At 70.3% G+C, this 17,963-nt stretch carries 15 protein-coding genes; 4 read left to right on the top strand and 11 right to left on the bottom strand.

Annotation, left to right across the window (positions count from 1 at the left end; genetic code table 11):
* The first annotated feature begins 62 nt into the window (after window positions 1-62).
* Entirely contained in the window at window positions 63-950 is an 888-nt protein-coding gene (gene era / locus HDA40_RS28650; RefSeq protein WP_253760910.1) for a GTPase Era, read from the top strand.
* A gap of 124 nt (window positions 951-1,074) precedes the next feature.
* Window positions 1,075-4,371 carry a S8 family serine peptidase gene (locus HDA40_RS28645; protein ID WP_253760909.1) on the top strand — a complete coding sequence of 1,099 codons (3,297 nt, stop codon included), beginning with the start codon at window positions 1,075-1,077 and terminating at the stop codon, window positions 4,369-4,371.
* Window positions 4,372-4,438: 67 nt separating this feature from the next.
* On the opposite strand, the gene HDA40_RS28640 is transcribed toward HDA40_RS28645, so the two are convergent.
* From HDA40_RS28640 to hrcA, 10 genes are all read right to left on the bottom strand, one after another.
* Entirely contained in the window at window positions 4,439-4,810 is a 372-nt protein-coding gene (locus HDA40_RS28640; RefSeq protein WP_253760908.1) for a cytidine deaminase-like protein, read from the bottom strand.
* On the bottom strand, window positions 4,803-6,068 hold the full coding sequence (locus tag HDA40_RS28635) for a hemolysin family protein (protein WP_253760907.1): 1,266 nt from the start codon (window positions 6,066-6,068) through the stop codon (window positions 4,803-4,805). Before HDA40_RS28635 ends, HDA40_RS28640 begins: the two co-directional genes overlap by 8 nt.
* Entirely contained in the window at window positions 6,068-6,586 is a 519-nt protein-coding gene (gene ybeY, locus HDA40_RS28630) for an rRNA maturation RNase YbeY (RefSeq protein WP_253760906.1), read from the bottom strand. Before ybeY ends, HDA40_RS28635 begins: the two co-directional genes overlap by 1 nt.
* Before the next feature lie 71 nt (window positions 6,587-6,657).
* Window positions 6,658-7,704 (bottom strand): PhoH family protein, encoded by a 1,047-nt coding sequence (locus HDA40_RS28625; protein ID WP_253760905.1) that lies wholly within the window; start codon window positions 7,702-7,704, stop codon window positions 6,658-6,660.
* A 231-nt stretch (window positions 7,705-7,935) separates the two neighbouring features.
* On the bottom strand, window positions 7,936-9,282 hold the full coding sequence (locus tag HDA40_RS28620; RefSeq protein WP_253760904.1) for a serine hydrolase domain-containing protein: 1,347 nt from the start codon (window positions 9,280-9,282) through the stop codon (window positions 7,936-7,938).
* Window positions 9,283-9,307: 25 nt separating this feature from the next.
* Window positions 9,308-9,655: a histidine triad nucleotide-binding protein gene (locus HDA40_RS28615; protein ID WP_253763848.1), complete on the bottom strand. Its 348-nt coding sequence runs from the start codon at window positions 9,653-9,655 to the stop codon at window positions 9,308-9,310.
* Window positions 9,656-9,820: 165 nt separating this feature from the next.
* A complete protein-coding gene (locus HDA40_RS28610; RefSeq protein ID WP_253760903.1) occupies window positions 9,821-12,064 on the bottom strand; it encodes a pectinesterase family protein in 2,244 nt (747 codons plus the stop codon).
* 149 nt (window positions 12,065-12,213) lie between these two features.
* Complete coding sequence (locus HDA40_RS28605; RefSeq protein ID WP_253760902.1) at window positions 12,214-12,945, bottom strand: 16S rRNA (uracil(1498)-N(3))-methyltransferase; 732 nt, start codon at window positions 12,943-12,945, stop codon at window positions 12,214-12,216.
* Window positions 12,946-12,948: 3 nt separating this feature from the next.
* On the bottom strand, window positions 12,949-14,082 hold the full coding sequence (gene dnaJ / locus HDA40_RS28600; protein WP_253760901.1) for a molecular chaperone DnaJ: 1,134 nt from the start codon (window positions 14,080-14,082) through the stop codon (window positions 12,949-12,951).
* Window positions 14,083-14,092: 10 nt separating this feature from the next.
* Window positions 14,093-15,112, bottom strand: a complete 1,020-nt coding sequence (hrcA, locus tag HDA40_RS28595) for a heat-inducible transcriptional repressor HrcA (RefSeq protein WP_253760900.1) — start codon at window positions 15,110-15,112, stop codon at window positions 14,093-14,095.
* Between the two features lie 286 nt (window positions 15,113-15,398).
* Here hrcA and HDA40_RS28590 point away from each other — a divergent pair, with 286 nt between their 5' ends.
* A complete protein-coding gene (locus tag HDA40_RS28590) occupies window positions 15,399-15,884 on the top strand; it encodes a DUF4870 domain-containing protein (RefSeq protein ID WP_253760899.1) in 486 nt (161 codons plus the stop codon).
* Here the strand turns inward: HDA40_RS28590 and hemW are convergent.
* Window positions 15,877-17,088 (bottom strand): radical SAM family heme chaperone HemW, encoded by a 1,212-nt coding sequence (gene hemW, locus HDA40_RS28585; protein WP_253760898.1) that lies wholly within the window; start codon window positions 17,086-17,088, stop codon window positions 15,877-15,879. The two genes, HDA40_RS28590 and hemW, sit on opposite strands and share 8 nt — an antisense overlap.
* 52 nt (window positions 17,089-17,140) lie before the next feature.
* Between hemW and HDA40_RS28580 the strand changes: the two genes are divergently transcribed.
* Window positions 17,141-17,887, top strand: a complete 747-nt coding sequence (locus HDA40_RS28580; protein ID WP_253760897.1) for an enoyl-CoA hydratase-related protein — start codon at window positions 17,141-17,143, stop codon at window positions 17,885-17,887.
* Window positions 17,888-17,963 lie beyond the last annotated feature (76 nt).

Here is a 17,963-nt window from a genome sequence, read left to right as displayed (position 1 = left end):
CGCCCGCGACCGGGTTTCCGCCCGCCTCATCGGGGATCAAACCGGACCGGTAGCGTAGTCGTGTGGCTGATGATCAGTTCCGTGCCGGTTTCGCCTGTTTCGTCGGGCGACCGAACGCCGGCAAGTCGACCCTGACCAACGCGATCATCGGGCAGAAGATCGCGATCACGTCGAACAAGCCACAGACCACCCGGCACATCATCCGGGCCGTCCTGCACCGGCCCGACGCCCAGCTCGTGCTGGTGGACACCCCCGGATTGCACCGGCCGAAGACGCTGCTGGGCGAGCGCCTCAACGACCTGGTCCGGACCACCTGGTCCGAGGTGGACGTGATCGGCCTCTGCATCCCGGCCGACGAGCCGGTCGGCAAGGGCGACAAGTTCATCGCGACCGAGATCGCCGAGCTGAAGGCCAAGGTCGTAGCGGTCGTCACCAAGACCGACCTGGTGAGCAAGCAGGCTCTGGCCGAGCAGCTGCTCGCGGTCAGCCAGCTCGGCGACTTCGCCGACGTCGTCCCGGTCAGCGCGGTCGCCGGGAACCAGCTGGACGTCCTGGTGGACGTCATGGTCGGGCACCTGCCGAAGTCGCCCCGGCTCTACCCGGACGACATGCTCACCGACGAGCCGGAGCACGTGCTCATCGCCGAGATGATCCGGGAGGCGGCGCTGGAGGGCGTACGCGATGAGCTGCCGCACTCGATCGCGGTGCTGGTCGAGGAGATCCTGCCGGAGGAGCGGCTGACCCGGGTCTTCGCCGACGTCTACGTCGAGCGGCCCAGTCAGAAGGCGATCGTCATCGGCGCGGGCGGCTCCCGGTTGAAGAACATCGGCGCCACCGCGCGGGCCGAGATCGAGGACCTGCTCGGCACGAAGGTCTACCTCGACCTCCACGTACGCGTCGCCAAGGAGTGGCAGCGCGACCCGAAGCTGTTGCGGCGCCTGGGTTTCTGACGCCCAGCCGCACGGCCTGAAAAACCTCCCGCGATCGGTGCACCCTTCCCCGGGTGTCCGGTCGTCTTATGTGGAGTAGGCATCCATCCATTCAAGGATGTCTCGTCCACAGTTAGGGGAGGTCATGCTACGCATCCAACGGGGAGGCGGTCGCCTGACGGCGGCCGCTTTCGCTGTGCTGGTGCTCGGCGGCGGGACCGCCGTCGCCCAGCCCGGCTTCGCGAGCACCACCGTTTCTCCGATCGAGGCCCCATCCGCCCAGGACGCGAACACGCGCCTGGTCACCTTGATCACCGGTGACGTCGTCCAGGTCAGCGGCAAGAACGTCGCGGTGCTCCGGGGCGCGGGCCGCCAGCACGTCACCTTCAAGATGTCGAGGTCGCACGACCACGTCACCGTCATCCCGTCCGACGCCCAGCCGCTGCTGGCAGCGGGCCGGCTGGACGCCCGGCTGTTCGACGTGACCTCGTTGATCCAGTACGGCTACGACCAGCGCCGCCCCGACCTGCCACTGATCATGACAGGGCTGGGTACGCCGCCCGCCGACGCCGGTCTGAAGCTGGGCAAGTCCCTCAAGACGATCAAGAGCCGAGCGGCGAAGGCCGACAAGAAACGGCTGGGCGTGTTGTGGCAGGGCCTGACCGGCCACAACCGGCGTACCACGGCCGTGTCCCTCGCCGGGGCGAAGGTGTGGCTGGACGGCGTACGCAAGCCGACGCTGGACGTCAGCGTTCCGCTGATCGGGGCGCCCACGGCGTGGCAGTCGGGCTGGACCGGCAAGGGCGTCACGGTGGCGGTGCTGGACACCGGCATCGACGTGACCCACCCGGACCTGGCGGGCAAGGTCGTCTCCTCGGTGAACTTCGCGGCGGAGTATCCCGGCGAGGACGACCGTGACCACGTGGGGCACGGTACGCATGTCGCGTCGACGATCGCCGGCAGTGGTGCTGCGTCGGGCGGCAGGTACAAGGGTGTCGCCCCGGACGCGCAATTGCTCAACGGCAAGGTCTGCGTCGAGTTCGGCTGCCTCGATTCGTGGATTCTGGCGGGGATGCAGTGGGCGGCCGAGCAGGGCGCCGACGTGGTGAACCTGAGCCTGGGCGGTACGGACACCCCGGAGGTCGATCCGCTGGAGCAGGCGGTCAACGACCTGACGGCCCAGTACGGGACGTTGTTCGTGATCGCGGCGGGCAACGACGGCGAGTTCGGTGACCGGACGGTCGGCTCACCGGCCAGTGCCGACGCTGCGTTGGCGGTGGCCGCGACGTCGAAGACCGACGAGCTGGCCGAGTTCTCCAGCCGAGGCCCGCGGGTCGGTGACGCGGCGGTCAAGCCGGAGATCTCCGCGCCGGGCGTGGACATCGTGGCCGCGTGCAGCTCGGTGGGTTTCCTGTGCACCCCCGGCGAGCCGTACGCGACGCTCTCGGGCACGTCGATGGCGACCCCGCACACGGTGGGTTCGGCGGCATTGCTGGTGCAGGAGCATCCGCAGTGGACTCCGGCGCAGGTGAAGGCGACCTTGATGGGCTCGGCCAAGCCGCTGGACGGGATTGCCGCGTTCGGGCAGGGTGCGGGCCGGGTCGATGTGGCCCGCGCGATCGGGCAGACGATCACCGCGGAAGCGCCGTCCGTCAGCTTCGGGTTGGCCGCGTGGCCACACGGCGACGACACCCCGATCACCAAGACGGTCACCTATCACAACAGCGGGACGAGCGACGTCACGCTCCAGCTCGCCGTCCGGGGCACCGGCCTGGCGATGTTCTCGCTCAGCGCGACCACGGTGACCGTCCCCGCCGGTGGCACCTCGTCCGCGACCTTAACCGCAGACACCCGGGCCGACGTGCCCGACGGCCTCTACAGCGGCCAGCTCGTCGGAACCGCGTCCGGAGTGAGCGTCAGCGTCCCCTACGGCCTGGAGAAGGAAGCCGAGGCATACACCCTCACCTTTGACGTCATCGAGCGCGACGGCACGCCCAGCACTGAGCACTACACCGATCTGGTGAGCCAGACCGGAATCCACTACGGCATCGGCTCGCGTACGACCTCGCTTCGGCTGCCCGCCGGGCGCTACTTCCTGCTGACCAACATCGGGACCTACGACGGTCCGCTCACCAGCCTGGTCGATCCGAAGCTCATCCTCGATCGGGACAAGACGGAGACGCTCGACGCCCGAAGGGCCCGGCCGGTCACCATCACCTCGGCCGGCGGGGCCTTCGACGACGGCGAGCTCATGACGAACGTGTCGTTCCTGCCGACGGAGATGATCGGGTACGGGTTCGCCAGCGCCGGCCACGTGTCGACCGGCTACTACACCGGGCAGGTGAGCGACGAGCCGGCGAGCGACGTCTACACCAACATCAGCGCCACGCTCTGGCGGAACGGACCGGCCGGCGACAACGCCGACGCACCCGCTCTGCACTTCGGCGCCTGGCGATTCGACAACGGCTTTCCCACCGGGCTCACCCAGCGGATCGGTTCAGGCGGCCTAGCCACCGAGAAGGTCGTCTACCAGCGGCACATGCCCGGCGCGACCGCCTACGCGTACACCTTCGCGATGCCCGCTGAGGACTTCGCGTGGGCCTCGGGTGTGCCATCGCAGCTTCCGCTGCACCGCACGATCTACTACGACGCCGCCGGCTACTACCAGTCCGGGCTCGACGAGGTCATCGAAGGCGACGGCCGGCTCACCTATTCGTCAACGCTGATGGGCGTTCTGCGGCACCATCAAGCCGGTCGGCTCCCTACGGCGACCTGGAACGGAGCTCCCTTCGGCCCGTCGTTCGCCGATCCGCCCGGAATCACCAGCTTCCTGACCCGCCGGGGTGACGATCTGCGCCTCGATCCCGCGATGTTCAGCGACGCCGCCGGGCACGCGGGCTACGGCATGTCCAGCTCGGCCACCGCACGGCTGTATCGCGACGGGCAGCTCATCGCCGAGCAGTCGGCCACCTCGCTGCGGGTGACCGTCCCGCCGGAGACGGCCGAATACCGGCTGGAGGTCGAGGTGACCCGGGACGCGCGCCTCGGCACGTCCGTCAAGGGCACGTGGACCTTCCGCTCCGGGCACACCGATCCCGACGGCCCGAACTACGGTGTCGTCCGGCTGCCGGTCACCGCCGTCGGCTTCACGCCGGAGCTTGACGACGACAACTACGCGGCACCCGCGCCGATCGCCATGGTCCCGATCGTCGTGAGCACGCAACCAGGCGTCAATACCGCCCCACTCACCCGGCTCGACGTCCAGGTCTCGACCGACGACGGCGCGCGGTGGAAGAACGTCCATGTTGTACGCACAGCGCACGGCTGGTACGCCTTCGTACCGCAGAAGGCGGGCACGTTCGTCTCCCTGAAGGTACGCGGAGTCGCCGCCGACGGGCACATCGTCGACGAGACGCTGCTGCGGGCGTACCAGGTGAGGTAGCGCGCCTGATCCGCCGAGGGGTCGTGGGCTCGTCCGCCCACGGCCCCCGACCGCGGAACGTCGTCGGCTAGTCGCCGGACAGGACGGCGAACGCTTTGCCGGTCGCGTCGGCGAGGTAGACCGGGGCTGAGCCCGACAGGTCGCGTACGGCGGCGGCGTCCGGCGAGTCGAGCGTGCTCGCCTCGGTCACCAGGGCCGCCGCCTCCAACGTCGCCGCGCCCGCGGCCACTGCGGCGGCCACGGCCAGTTGCAGGGCGCCCAATCCGAACGAGGGCAGGGCGATCGTCACTCCGGTATAGGTGCGGCCGTCCTGATCGCGTACCGCCGCCCCTTCGAGAGCGGCGACGCGAGCCCGCGCCGACCGGGCGAGGGTGACCAGCTTCGCGTCCTCGGCCGTGAGGTCGGCGGGCGCGGGCGCGAGGGCGGGGGTGTCAGGCATCCTGCAGCTCCTTCTGCGGCGTGACCAGCACGGTGTCGATGCGGTTGCGACGGCCGGTCGCGCCCTCCGCGGTGAGGGTGAGCCCGCCGACCTGGGCGCTCGCGCCCGGGATCGGCACCCGGCCGAGAGCCTGGGCGAGCAGGCCGGCGACCGTCTCGACCTCGTTGGCCGGCAGTTCCACGTCGAAGATCTCGCCGAGGTCCTCGACGGGCAACCGGGCGGTGACCCGCACCGCGCCGTCGGCGAGGTGCTCGATCGGCGGACGCTCCACGTCGTATTCGTCGGTGATCTCGCCGACGATCTCCTCCAGGATGTCCTCGATCGCGATGAGCCCGGCGGTGCCGCCGTATTCGTCGATGACGACGGCCATGTGCGTCCGGGCGGCCTGCATCTCGGCGAGCAGGTCGTCGATCGGCTTGGACTCGGGGATGAAGACCGCCTCGCGCATGACGCGGCCGACGGTGGTGCCCTCGTCGTAGCCGCCGGTCAGCGCACGGGCCAGATCCTTGAGGTAGACCACGCCGAGCACGTCGTCGACGGACTCGCCGATGACCGGTACGCGCGAGAAGCCGGACCGCAGCGCGAGCTGCAACGCCTGGCGCAGCGTCTTGTCGCTCTCTATCCAGACCATCTCGGTCCGGGGCACCATCACCTCGCGGGCGATGGTCTCGCCGAGCGCGAAGACGGAGTGGATCATCTGGCGTTCGCCGTGCTCGACGACGCCGCGCTGTTCCGCGAGGTCGACGAGTTCGCGCAGCTCGACCTGGGTGGCGAAGGGTCCCTCGCGGAAGCCCTTGCCCGGCGTGAGCACGTTGCCCAGCACGATCAGAAGGCGGGTCAGCGGGCCGAGGACCCGGCTGAGCCAGAACACGATGGGCGCGGCATACCGGCCGACCCGGTACGCGTGCTGCCGGCCGATCGTGCGCGGCGCGACACCGATGACCACGAAGAGGATCACGGTCATCACGGCGGCGGTGAAGGTGGCGCCCCACGCCGTGCCGAACGCGTCGACGGCGACGAGGGTGACCATGACGGTGGCGACGAGTTCGCACGCCATTCGCAGCAGCAGCAACAGGTTGAGGTGGCGTACCACGTCGCCGGCGATGACTTGGAGGGTCGCGGCGCCCCGCTTCCCCTCCTTGGCCATCTCACCGGCACGGGCCGGAGACACCACGCCGAGCGCGGCCTCCGTCATGGCCACCAACCCGGCGACGACAACGAGCGTTGCCGCCGTCCAGATCAACGGACCGTCGGACATCAGCGGCCGCGCCCCCGCCAACTGTTGAGCAGCTTGGCCTGCAGGCCGAACATCTCGCGTTCCTCCTCGGGCTCGGCGTGGTCGAACCCGAGCAGGTGCAGTACGCCGTGGACGGTCAGCATCTGCAGCTCGTCGGCCATGGCGTAGTCGGGCGAAGGGGTGGGGGCGGGCGCGTCGGGCTGACGCATCCGCGGGTCGTCCGAGCCGAACTGGGCGGCCTGCCGGGTGGCCACCTCCGGGCACAGCACGATGTCGCCGAGCAGCGCGGGCTCGGCCCGGCCCTCGGCGGGCCCGTGGTCGATCGTCTCCTCGTCCATCGGGAAGGCCAGGACGTCGGTGGGGCCGTCGCCACCCATCCAGCGATGGTTCAGCTCGGTCATGTAGTCGACGTCGACCAGCAGCACGGACAGCTCGGCGAGCGGGTTCACGCCCATCTCGTCGAGGGCGTGCCGGGCGACGGCGACGATCTCGTCGGCGTCGACCTCGAAGCCGGACTCGTTGGCGATCTCGATGGACATCTCGTCATTTTCCTTCATGAGGCTGACGGCACCCCGGGCGGCCCGGCTCTGACCGGGCCGCGCGGTGGTGCTCAGCGCCGTCGGCCGGCCCGCCGCGGCTGCAAATTGTGCGGCATCTGGGTGGCCTGCTGCTCGGCGTCCCACTTGGCGTACGCGTCGACGATCTCGCCGACCAGCCGGTGACGCACGACGTCGGCGCTGGTCAGCCGGGAGAAGTGCACGTCCTCGAGGCCGTCGAGGATGTCCTGGACGACCCGCAGGCCGCTGCTCGTGCCGCCCGGCAGGTCGACCTGCGTGACGTCACCGGTGACCACGACCTTCGAGCCGAAGCCGAGCCGGGTCAGGAACATCTTCATCTGCTCGGGCGTGGTGTTCTGCGCCTCGTCGAGGATGATGAAGGCGTCGTTGAGCGTCCGGCCCCGCATGTACGCCAGCGGCGCGACCTCGATCGTGCCCTGGGTCATCAGCCGTGGGATGGACTCCGGGTCGATCATGTCGTGCAGCGCGTCGTAGAGCGGCCGCAGGTAGGGGTCGATCTTCTCGTTGAGCGTGCCGGGCAGGAAGCCGAGCCGCTCGCCTGCCTCGACCGCCGGCCGGGTCAGGATGATCCGGGTGATCTCCTTGGCCTGGAGCGCCTGGACGGCCTTCGCCATGGCCAGGTAGGTCTTGCCGGTACCCGCCGGGCCGATGCCGAACACGATGGTGTGCTCGTCGATGGCGTCGACATAGCGCTTCTGGCCGACCGTCTTCGGCCGGATCGTCCGGCCGCGCCGGGACAGGATGTTGAGCGTCAGCACCTCCGCCGGACGCTCGGCCTCACCCGAGGTGAGCATGCCGATGCTGCGGCGGACTACGTCTTCGGTCAGCGTCTCGCCCTTCTCGATCAGTTCCAGGAGTTCGGTGAAGACCCGCTCGGCCAGCGCGTTCTCGGCCGCCGGGCCGGAGATCGTGATCTCGTTTCCGCGCACGAGGACGTCACTGACGAGGGACTTCTCCAGAAGCCGGAGGATGCCGTCGCCCGCGCCCAAGAGCTTGACCATCGCGTGCGGGTCAGCGACGGTCAACTTCGTCTGCACCCGCTCGGGTGTCTGCCGGTTGCTCGAAATGGTCTCTGTCATGGGCTGGCGCTACGGCCTTCTCGCACCTGCTCTCCGTGCTCTCTGCCGACTCCGGTCACTCAGGGCGTCCGGTGGATTCCATGGTACCGGGCATCGCCACCGGAATTCCCGCCTTGATCTGGAGGAAAACGCCGACGGCGGCGCCCGCATTCCCCGGCGTGTCGCCGCCGGTGCCGCGCCGGTCGCCGCCCGGACCGCGGATCGCCGCCTGGGCCAGTGGGAAGTCGTGGCTCAGAACTGGCCGTCGAAGGTCTCCTGAGCCCGGGTGAAGCGGTAGGTCGCCCAGTGCATCCGGGTCACCACGCCCTCTTCGTCGCGATGCAGTCGAAGCAGCTCACCGACCTCACGACCGGACACCGTACGCAGAACGTCGCGTTCCACCGGCTCGAACACCGACGGCGGCGTACCAACGGGGTCGTCGGCGCCCCGGGCGGTCAGGCGGCCGTCGGACCACCGGAAGACGTGCTCGTAGCCCTCGCCCCACCAGCGCCCGAGCACCGACCGGTACGCCTCCGGAGCGGGCTCGCCCGGCCGCCACGGCGCGATGGACGGCGGGTCGGCGCTGAGCGCCTGATCAACCAGGTCATGCGTGAACGGGAAGATGTCGTCGGCGGTGCCCGAGGAGGCCAGCACGGCCACCCCGACGCCGCCTGGGTTGTCGGGCCCGCCGGCACGGCCGTAGACGGCGGCCAGGAAGCCGGGCATCGCACCGTTGTGGCCTACGTGCAGTACGCGCTGCGGCCGCGGGTAGACCATCAGGCCGAGCCCGAGCCCGGAGATCCACTGTTCGTCGTCGCGTACGGTGTGCGGCCAGCGCATCTCCCGCAGCGTCGAGGCGGTCAGCACCTGGCCGTCGGGGTCGACCGAGGCCGGGTCGGCGAGGAAGGCGCCCCAGGTCGCCATGTCGGCCGCCGTCGCCCACAGCTGCGCGGCCGGGCCGAAGACCCCGAAGTCCGTCGACGGCTCCCGCCGGGCGTGATCGGAATACGGGTCGACTAGGAACCCCTGTGCGCATCGGGCGTCGACGTCGGCGCCGATGCTCTCCAAGCCGAGTGGCTTGGTGATCCGGTCGGCGACCAGCGAGGGCCACGACGCGCCGAACTTCTCCGCCGCGACCGCCCCGAGCAGCGCGTACGCCAAGTTGGAGTAGTGGAAGCGGCGAGACTGCGGATAGAGCGCCTCGGCGCGCTCCAGATCGGCCAGGAACTGCTCCGCCCCCGGTACGCGCAACGTGTCCCACACGTCGCCGAACGGCTCCCGTTGCAGCCCGGCGGTGTGACTCAGCAGCCGGCGGAGGGTCAGCTCGCCGTGCTTGGGGATCGGCAGGTGCGTACCGATCGGGTCGTCCAGCCCGACCAGCCCGGCGTCGCGGGCCTGCAGGACGAGGACGGCGGTGAACGTCTTGGTCACCGAGCCGATGCGCAGCCGCGTACGCGAGTCCAGCGGCCGGCTCGTCCCCGACTCGCCGACCTCCATCATCCACAGCGGACGGTCATTGCGGCGCAGCGCGACGGTCAGGGCGGGAATCCGGGCCTCGGCCTGCAAGCGCTGGACCGAACGGGTGAGCTGGTCGATCATCCCGCGACCATAGCGCCCCCGCTGATCATCCGGCGAGCGCGCCCATGGAACGGCCCGCCAGCAGGTGGGCGTGGACGTGCGCCACCTCCATGCCGCTGTCCGGACCGGTGTTGAAGATCGTCCGGAAGCCGGGCTCGACGATGCCCTCGGCCCGCGCCACCTCGCCGACCGCGGCGATGAGCGCGCTCGCGGCGGCGGGATCGGCGCCAAGGTCCACCACGCTGTCGAAATGCTGCTTCGTGATCACCAGGACGTGCACGGGCGCCTTGGGCCGGATGTCGCGGAAGGCGAGCACGGCGTCGGTCTCGTACACCACGGTCGCGGGGATCTCGCCCGCCACGATCCGGCAGAACAGGCAATCGGTCACGTTCAGCAATATACGACCCGCTAGTCGATCACGAGCTCAGGGAATCGATCAGGGCGCCGCGGACACGACACGCCGGTCGATCACGACCACAAGTTCATGATCGCGCGGAAAGGGGGGCGGGGGGCGGGGGCGGGGGGCGGGGGCGGGGGGCGGGGGGCGGGGGGCGGGGGGTCAGCAGGGGGGTGGGGTCCAGTCGCCGAGGTAGGTGGCGACGGTGTACGCGGCGGGGTCGGTGAGCTGGGGGCGGTCGGCCGGATCGCCCAGGGCGCCGGGTCCGGTGGTGGCGTACTCGGCGAACCGGGCGTCTCGCCAGGAGAAGCCGGACATGTCCGTCCACGGGGTGCTCTTGATCGCGGCGGGCAGGCCGCTTTCCCGGATCACGACCTGAGCTTGGGCGTTCGGGTCGTTGCTCGGGTGCCAGGGCCGGCCGAGGTAGTAGGTCTGCGCCGGGGCGTCGCTGGTCAGCGTCGAGTGGATGATCAGGAAGCCGTGCGGGTTGAACAGCTGCGTGCTGGCCGCGGTGAAGTAGCCCGCCGGGTTCAGCCCGCGGTCGAGGCCGTGGATGCGTACGTGGTCGAAGACGGCGGTGGCGCGGCCGAAGATGAAGTCGACATCTCCTTCTATATAGGAGTCTCGGACGTAGACCCGTGCGGTCGAGGTGACCACGGAGGTGTCCACGTACAGCGTGTCCTGGTTGCCGAGGAACCGCACGTCGTCGAAGAGGATCCGGTCACCGGTCGTCTTCACCGCGACGGCCTGCTTACTGCTGATCTCGGGGTGCGCGGCCTCGTCGAAGTCGTTGGCGAAGGTCAGGTCGCGGGCCACGAAGCCGTCGCCTTTCAGGGTGACCGTCGCGCTTCCCGTGGTGCCGTACGTCGTGCCGTCGGGCTTGAGGCAGCCGTTGCAGTGGTTCTCGACGATCACCACGTCACGGGCTCGGCCCGTCGTACCGACGATAGCGAGATTCGGCTTGTCGGCCGGAACCGTCACCACGCCGCGGTACACCCCGGGGCGTACTCGGATGGTGACGCGGGTGGGGCTGCCGGTGGGCGCCGCGTCCACTGCGGCCTGGACGGTCGGGAACTCACCGCGCGGGTCGACGGTGATCGTCTCCTCGCGCCCCGCGCGGCCCGCTCCGGCAAGGTCGCGGAGGACTCGCGCCAGCTGGGTGGGAGCGTGCACGGTGGCACGCAGGGCTGGGGTCCACCCGGCGTCCGCGCCGAGCTGGTCCACATTCGCCGAGTTGTACGCCGAGAGCAGATCCACGACGACGCCGTTGACGAGGTTGTCGGACGCGGTGATCGCCGTGCCCTTCCAGTACTTGATGACCTTCGCGGGGTCGACTCCGTCCGGCAGTTCGAAGGCGTTGTGCTGCGCGACGATGGCCGAACTGACGCCGACGCCCCAGCTGTAGGAGTACGCGTCCGGGTCGGTGACCTGATACAGGTTGTCGTAGACGTCGACCTGGCCGAAGCGTACGCGGGGCACACGCTGTCCGGAGTTGCGGTAGACGTTGTGGTGAATGGTGACGTGCAGCTTGCCCTCGTCGCCGTTGGTCGTCTTGTCCGTGTTGCCGATCAGGTGGGTCTTGTCGTGGTCGACGAAGACGTTCCACGACATCGTCACGAAGTCGCTGCCGCGAATCAGGTCGACGAGCCCGTCGTGCCATTGATATGGCCGTCCGAAGTAGAGCGGCTGTGCCGAGTCCGGATAGCGGCCGTCGCTGAACGAGTTGTGGTCGATCCAGACGTGCGTCGAGGCGTAGGTGAGCGTGATCGCGTCGTACTCGGAGTTCCAGTTGCCCTCGGCGCCGTCGGTCGGATCCCAGCTCGGGAAGCAGTCGACCGGGGCCTCGATGTCCAGGTTGCGGATCACGACGTTGTCGGCCGCGCTGAGCATCAGGTTCGTCCCGGACAGGCGGGCGCCGCCGCCGAGGCCGTAGATCGTGGTGTTGCCGTAGACCCGGATCTTCGTCTCGGCCGACTGGTTCGCCTGGGAGGCCGCCCGCGCCGTCTCCAGCGGGCCGCTGGGCTTGGCCGCCCGGCCCCACACCGCCGGGTCGTACGCCGCCAGGTAGGCCTCGCGGGTGTAGCCGGGGTCGGCGTACTTCGCGCAGCCGTCCGGGGCGGCGTCGCCGTCGACCTTGCCGGCCACGTACACCATCCGGGGCGCGCTGTCGGCGCCGTCGCCGAGCGCGGCGAGCAGACCGGCCCGGTCGTGGACGACGAAGGTGTGCGCGGCGTCGGCCGCTCCCCCGCCGGTCGTCCCCGTCGTGGCCGATGCCCAGCCGTCCTTGGCGGCCAAGGCCTCCCGTCCCGGACCGGCCTGGGGTCCTTGGGCGGCGGCGGGTTCGGCGACTCCGGTCAGCCCCAGGGCGACGAGCGAGAGGGCGAGCACCAGACGTGTCGTACGCATGCCGAGCACGTTACGAAAGCCGGCCGAGACCACCAATAATTCTGCACATGCAGATATATCGAATAACTTGATCGCGTCGATCGCCGCTGATGGATGCGGCATACCTGACTAGGTCGTCGGAGTTTGCAATCGTTTGCAGTTGCAGAGCCTCACCAACGCCCGAGACGGGTGTTCAGCAGGCTGATCGCGGCCACCCCCGCTGTCGACGTACGCAGCACGTTGTCGCCCAGCCGCACCGGCACCGCCCCGGCCTCGGTGAACGCGGCGAGTTCGGCCGGGGCCACGCCGCCTTCGGGCCCGACGACCAGGATCAGGTCACCGGTGTCCGGCAGGTCGACGGCCGCCAGGCGTACGACTGCCTCCTCATGAAGGACGAACGCGGAGCCGGCGGCCATGCGCGCGGCGAGGTTCTTCGTCGAGACGTCGGGTGTGCCGCCCACGGCCGGGACCCACGCGCGGCGGGCCTGTTTGGCCGCTTCGCGGGCGGTGGCCGCCCACTTGTCGCGGGACTTGGCCCCCCGATCGCCGCGCCACTGGGTGACGCTGCGGGCGGCCGCCCAGGGCAGGATCTCGTCGACGCCGACCTCGGTCATCGCCTGCACCGCGAGTTCCCCGCGATCGCCCTTGGCCAGACCCTGCGCGACGACCAGTCGCGGCTGCGGCGGCTCAGTACGCGCGACCGCCCCCACATCGAGCAGCAACGAGCCCTTGCTCGCAGAGACGACCGTGGCCGGGGCGAGGCCGCCGAGCCCGTCGCCGAGCAGCAACTCCTCGCCCGGCTGGAGCCGCTGCACATCGGCGGCGTGCCGGCCTTCCGCACCTTCCAGGACGAACCGTCCGATCGCGGGCAGCGCGTCGACCAGGAACAGCGGCCTGCTCACCGCTCAGTGGCCGTTGAACGCGTTGCGCAGCGAGCTGAAGAAGCCGCCGGTCTGCTTGGCCAGCTCGGCCATCTCCTCGCCCCGCGACTTGGCGAAGTCGCGCAGCATCTTCTCCTGCTCGGGCGTGATCTTCGTCGGCGTCCGCACGTCGAGGTGCACGAACAGGTCGCCACGGGCGCTGCCACGCAGGTGCGGCACACCCCGGCCCTTGATCCGGACGGTGGCGCCGGCCTGTGTTCCCGCCTTGACGTCGACCTGTTCCTCGGTGTCGAGGGTCTTTATGGTCAGCCGGGTGCCCAGCGCCGCCGCCGTCATCGGCACGGTCACCTTGCAGTGCAGGTCGTTGCCCTTGCGGGCGAAGACGTCGTGCGGCCGCTCGTGGATCTCGACGTAGAGGTCGCCGGGCTGGCCGCCGCCGGGGCCGACCTCACCCTGCTGCGCGAGCCGGATACGCATGCCGTCCTCGACCCCGGCCGGGATCTTCACGGTCAGCGTCCGGCGCGTACGCACCCGGCCCTCACCGCCGCAGGTGGCGCAGGGGTGCGGGATGGTGGTGCCGAAGCCCTGGCAGGCCGAGCACGGGCGGGTCGAGACGACCTGGCCGAGGAAGGTGCGCTGAACCGACTGCACCTCGCCCTTACCGTGACAGATGTCGCAGGTCACCGGATGCGTACCCGCCGCCGTCCCCGCACCCGAACAGGTCGAGCAGAGCACCGCGGTGTCCACGGTGAGCGGGGCCTCGACGCCGAACGCGGTCTCCTGCAGCTCCAGGTCGAGCCGGATGATGGCGTCCGCCCCCGGCCGTACGCGAGGCCGCGGCCCACGTGCGGTCGCACCGCCGAAGAAGGCGTCCATGATGTCCTGGAAGCCGACGAAGGGGCCGCCCGGCCCGCCGGGACCGCCCATGCCGCCGCCACCGGGCGCGAGCGGGTCGCCGCCGAGGTCGACGATCTGCCGCTTGTGATCGTCCGACAGGACCTCGTACGCGGCGTTGATCTCCTTGAAGCGGTCCTGCGCCTCGGGGTCCGGGTTGACATCAGGGTGGTATTGGCGTGCCAGCTTCCGATAGGCGCGCTTGATGTCGTCCGCGGTGGCGTCCTTGGGCACGCCCAGGATGCCGTAGTAGTCCTTGGCCACGTGATCCTCTTCAGTTCTGTGCGAGTAGGTCGCCCACGTATCGGGCCACTGCCCGGACGGTCGCGATCGTGCCGGGGTAGTCCATCCGGGTCGGGCCGAGTACGCCCATCCCGCCGACGATCTGCCCGCCCGGTCCGTATCCGGTGCTCACGATGGAGGTGGCGCGCAGATCGGCGTACTCATTCTCGTCGCCGATGCTGACCCGCGTGGAACCGGACTGCTCGCCGACCAGCTTGAGGAGGATGACCTCCTCTTCCAGGGCTTCGAGCACCGGCCGGATCGACCCGGCGAAGTCCAGCATGCTCGCGCGGGTCAAGTTCGCCGTGCCGGCGAGCGCGATCCGTTCCTCGTGTCGCTCGACCAGGGTCTCCAGCAGCACGGTGGCCAGCGTGGTCATGGCCGGCCGCAGCTCCTCCGCGACCTCCTCGACCAGTGTCTGGACCAACGGCGGGGTCTGCGTCAGCGGCTGACCGCCGAGCTTGGCGTTGATGATGCGACGCAGCTCCAGTACGTCCTCGGCGGGCAGTGTGCCGGGGATGTCGACCTGGCGCTGCTCGACCCGGCCGGTGTCGGTGATCATCACCAACATCATCCGCGTGGTCGACAAGGGCACCAACTCCAGGTGCCGCACCTTGGACCGGGACAGCGACGGGTACTGCACGACCGCGACCTGCCGCGTCAGCTGGGCCAGCAGGCGGACCGTCCGGTGGACGACGTCGTCGAGGTCGACCGCGCCGAGCAGGAAGCGCTCGATCGCCCGGCGTTCGGCCGGGGAGAGCGGCTTGATCTTCGACAGCCGGTCCACGAAGAGGCGGTAGCCGGCGTCGGTCGGGACACGCCCGGCGCTGGTGTGCGGCTGCCGGATGTAGCCCTCCTCCTCGAGGACGGCCATGTCGTTGCGCACGGTCGCCGGGGAGACGCCTAGTGAGTGCCGCTCCACCAGGGACTTGCTGCCGACCGGCTCCTGGGTCGACACGTAGTCCTCGATGATGGCGCGCAGCACGTCGAGCTTGCGATCGTCGAGTCCCACCGGCGCACCTCCCTGCCCTCCGTGGTCGGGCCCCCGGCCCCGGGGAGGGTCGGGCTGCGGCTCGATTCTGGCACTCGTACGCCGCGAGTGCCAGTTTACCGGCCGTTCGTCTCCCTCGGCGGAGCGCTGTATCGCCCCTTGACCACCATGAGTGACGAAGCTGTCGAAATCGTCCGGCTGCACGTCTACCGGCGACGATAGTCTGGACATTTGGCCGCCTTAGTGTCGCCAACCGGTCGAATGCGAGCTCTGGCGGATATTGATCTGTGGGCTTACCGTGTCGCGCATGAGTGAAACCCCCACCCCTCCGGGGACGCCGGACCCCGAGCCGCCGGCCGCCCCCCAATACGACGCGCCGCCGCCTCCCCCGGTGACGGGCTCCACGCCGCCTCCGCCGATCGCCGGTCAGGTCGCACCGGTCGGCTATGCCAACCAGGACGAGAAGATGTGGGCGCTGATCGCCCACTTCGGTGGCGCGGGCGCCGCCCTGATCAGCGGTGGCTGGCTCGGCTGGGTCCCCCCGCTGATCGCCATGCTCGTCAAGGGCAACGAATCGCCCACGGTCCGGGCGCACGCCCTCGCCGCACTGAACTTCCAGGGCCTGTGGGCCATCGTCTCGGTGCTGAGCTACGTGCTGTTCTGCGCGTTCATCGGCTTCTTCACGCTGCCGGTGGCCATCCTCATCGCCGTGATCTTCGGGGTGGTCGCGGGTCTCAAGGCCAACGAGGGAACGCTCTACTCGTATCCGTTGTCCGTCAGCGTGATCAAGTAAGCAGATCGCGGATGACCGCATCCGCCAGCAGACGGCCGCGCAGGGTCAACACCGCGCGGCCGTTCGCGTACTCGGCGGCGTCCAGCAGACCGTCCATTGTGGCGCGTTCGGCGGCCGCCGGGCCGTCCTCGCGCAGGTGGGCGAGGGAGTAGCCGTCCCGAAGACGCAGACGCAACATCACGTCCTCGACGTACTGGTCGTCCGCGCTCAGCAGTTCCCGGCCCGCGCCCGGCGAATGGCCGTCGGCGAGCAGCTTGGCGTAGTGCGCCGGGCGCTTCACGTTCCACCAGCGGACCCCGCCGACGTGCGAATGCGCGCCCGGCCCGATCCCCCACCAGTCGCCGCCGGTCCAGTACAGCAGGTTGTGCGCGCACCGGGCCGCGTCCGACGCCGCCCAGTTCGACACCTCGTACCAGCCCAGGCCGGCCCCGCTCAGCGCGGCCTCCGCCGCCAGGTAGCGGTCCGCGGCCACGTCGTCGCTGGGCATCGGGACCTCGCCTCGCCGGATGCGTGCGGCCAGGCGCGTCCCGTCTTCCACGATCAACGAGTACGCGCTGACGTGGTCGACCCCGGCCGTCACGGCGGCTTGGAGGGACGCCTCGAAGTCGTCCGCGGTCTCGCCAGGCGTGCCGTAGATGAGGTCGAGGTTGACGTGCTCGAAGCCCGCCTCGCGCGCCTCGGCCGCGGCGGCGGTGGCCCGGCCAGGTGTGTGCTTGCGGTCCAGCACCCGCAGTACGTGCGCGGCAGCCGACTGCATGCCGAGGGAGATCCGGGTGAAGCCGGCCTTCCGCAGCCGGGCCAGCGAGTCCTGGTCGACCGACTCGGGGTTCGCCTCCGTGGTGACCTCGGCCCCCGGCGCGAGGCCCCAGGTCCGGTCGACGGCGTCGAGCAGACGGGCCAGGTCGTCCGGCGGGAGCAGGGTCGGGGTGCCGCCGCCGACGAAGACCGTTCGCACCGGGCCGGCCTGCGGCAGTACGCGCCGGGCCAGCTCGATCTCGGCCAGCGCAGCGCTGACGTAGTCGCCCTGCGCCAGCCCGCTCTCGGTCGGGGTGTACGTGTTGAAGTCGCAGTAGCCACAGCGGCTGGCACAGAACGGGACGTGGAGATAGACGCCGAAGTCACGCTCACGTACGCCGTCGAGCGCCGTCGCGGGCAACTCGCCGGAGGTGGGGACGGGCTCGCCGTCGGGCAGCGTGGCTGGCATGCGTACCAGTCTGCCCCAGCGCCGCAGTTGAACGACCGTTAACCTGACGGGCATGGCTCTGATTCAGGCGGCGCACTCCGGCGGGGTGGCCACGATCACGCTCGACAGCCCGGCCAACCGCAACGCGTTGTCCCTCGCCTTGATGGCTGAGTTGCTGGCGGCCCTGGAGGCCGCGGCCGGCGACGACGGCGTACGCCTCGTCGAGCTGCGCCACACCGGTCCGGTGTTCTGCTCGGGCGCGGATCTCAAGGAGACGCAGACGGGCGACGGGGACGCCTTGCCGGTGGCTCGCCTCGGCGAGGTGCTGACGGCGTTGGCCGAGCACCCCAAGCCGGTACTGGCGGTGGTCGCCGGACCGGCCCGGGCGGGCGGGCTCGGCCTGATGGCGGCGGCGGACGTCACGATCTGCGCCGACGCCGCGCACTTCGCCTTCTCCGAGGTACGCCTCGGCGTCGTCCCGTCGGTGATCTCAGCGGTCGTCCTGCCCCGGCTGACCTCCCGGGCCGCCGCAGAGCTGTTCCTCACCGGAGACGTCTTCGACGGTCCACGGGCCGCGCAGATCGGCTTGGTCAGCCGCAGCGTGCCGGCCGACGACCTCGACGCCGCGACGCAGGCGCTCCGGGAGTCACTACTGCGCGGCGGCCCGGGCGCGATGCGTGCCACGAAGCGGCTGTTGCGGGAACGCCCCGTCGACATGGCTGAGCTGACCGCGTTGTCGGTCCGGCACTTCACCTCGGCCGAGGGGCGCGAGGGCGTCGCCGCCGCCCGCGAGAAGCGCACCCCCACCTGGCTCCCCTGACCACTCGCCCACCCGCCACTTCGCGCTGTGGGAGGGAGTGCCGGGGCTGTGAAGGGGCGCGGTCCGAGGGCAGCCC

This window comes from Hamadaea flava, assembly GCF_024172085.1.
Lineage (GTDB): Bacteria > Actinomycetota > Actinomycetes > Mycobacteriales > Micromonosporaceae > Hamadaea > Hamadaea flava.
The sequence above is the reverse complement of the archived record's forward strand: the minus strand, read 5'-3'. Positions and strand labels throughout refer to the sequence as shown.

Coding starts and splice junctions, on each gene's coding strand:
- HDA40_RS28645 (WP_253760909.1), top strand. CDS start 1,075: ATGCTACGCATCCAACGGGGAGGCGGTCGCCTGACGGCGGCCGCTTTC.
- HDA40_RS28640 (WP_253760908.1), bottom strand. CDS start 4,810: ATGCCTGACACCCCCGCCCTCGCGCCCGCGCCCGCCGACCTCACGGCC.
- HDA40_RS28635 (WP_253760907.1), bottom strand. CDS start 6,068: ATGTCCGACGGTCCGTTGATCTGGACGGCGGCAACGCTCGTTGTCGTC.
- ybeY (WP_253760906.1), bottom strand. CDS start 6,586: ATGTCCATCGAGATCGCCAACGAGTCCGGCTTCGAGGTCGACGCCGAC.
- HDA40_RS28625 (WP_253760905.1), bottom strand. CDS start 7,704: ATGACAGAGACCATTTCGAGCAACCGGCAGACACCCGAGCGGGTGCAG.
- HDA40_RS28620 (WP_253760904.1), bottom strand. CDS start 9,282: ATGATCGACCAGCTCACCCGTTCGGTCCAGCGCTTGCAGGCCGAGGCC.
- HDA40_RS28610 (WP_253760903.1), bottom strand. CDS start 12,064: ATGCGTACGACACGTCTGGTGCTCGCCCTCTCGCTCGTCGCCCTGGGG.
- HDA40_RS28590 (WP_253760899.1), top strand. CDS start 15,399: ATGAGTGAAACCCCCACCCCTCCGGGGACGCCGGACCCCGAGCCGCCG.
- hemW (WP_253760898.1), bottom strand. CDS start 17,088: ATGCCAGCCACGCTGCCCGACGGCGAGCCCGTCCCCACCTCCGGCGAG.
- HDA40_RS28580 (WP_253760897.1), top strand. CDS start 17,141: ATGGCTCTGATTCAGGCGGCGCACTCCGGCGGGGTGGCCACGATCACG.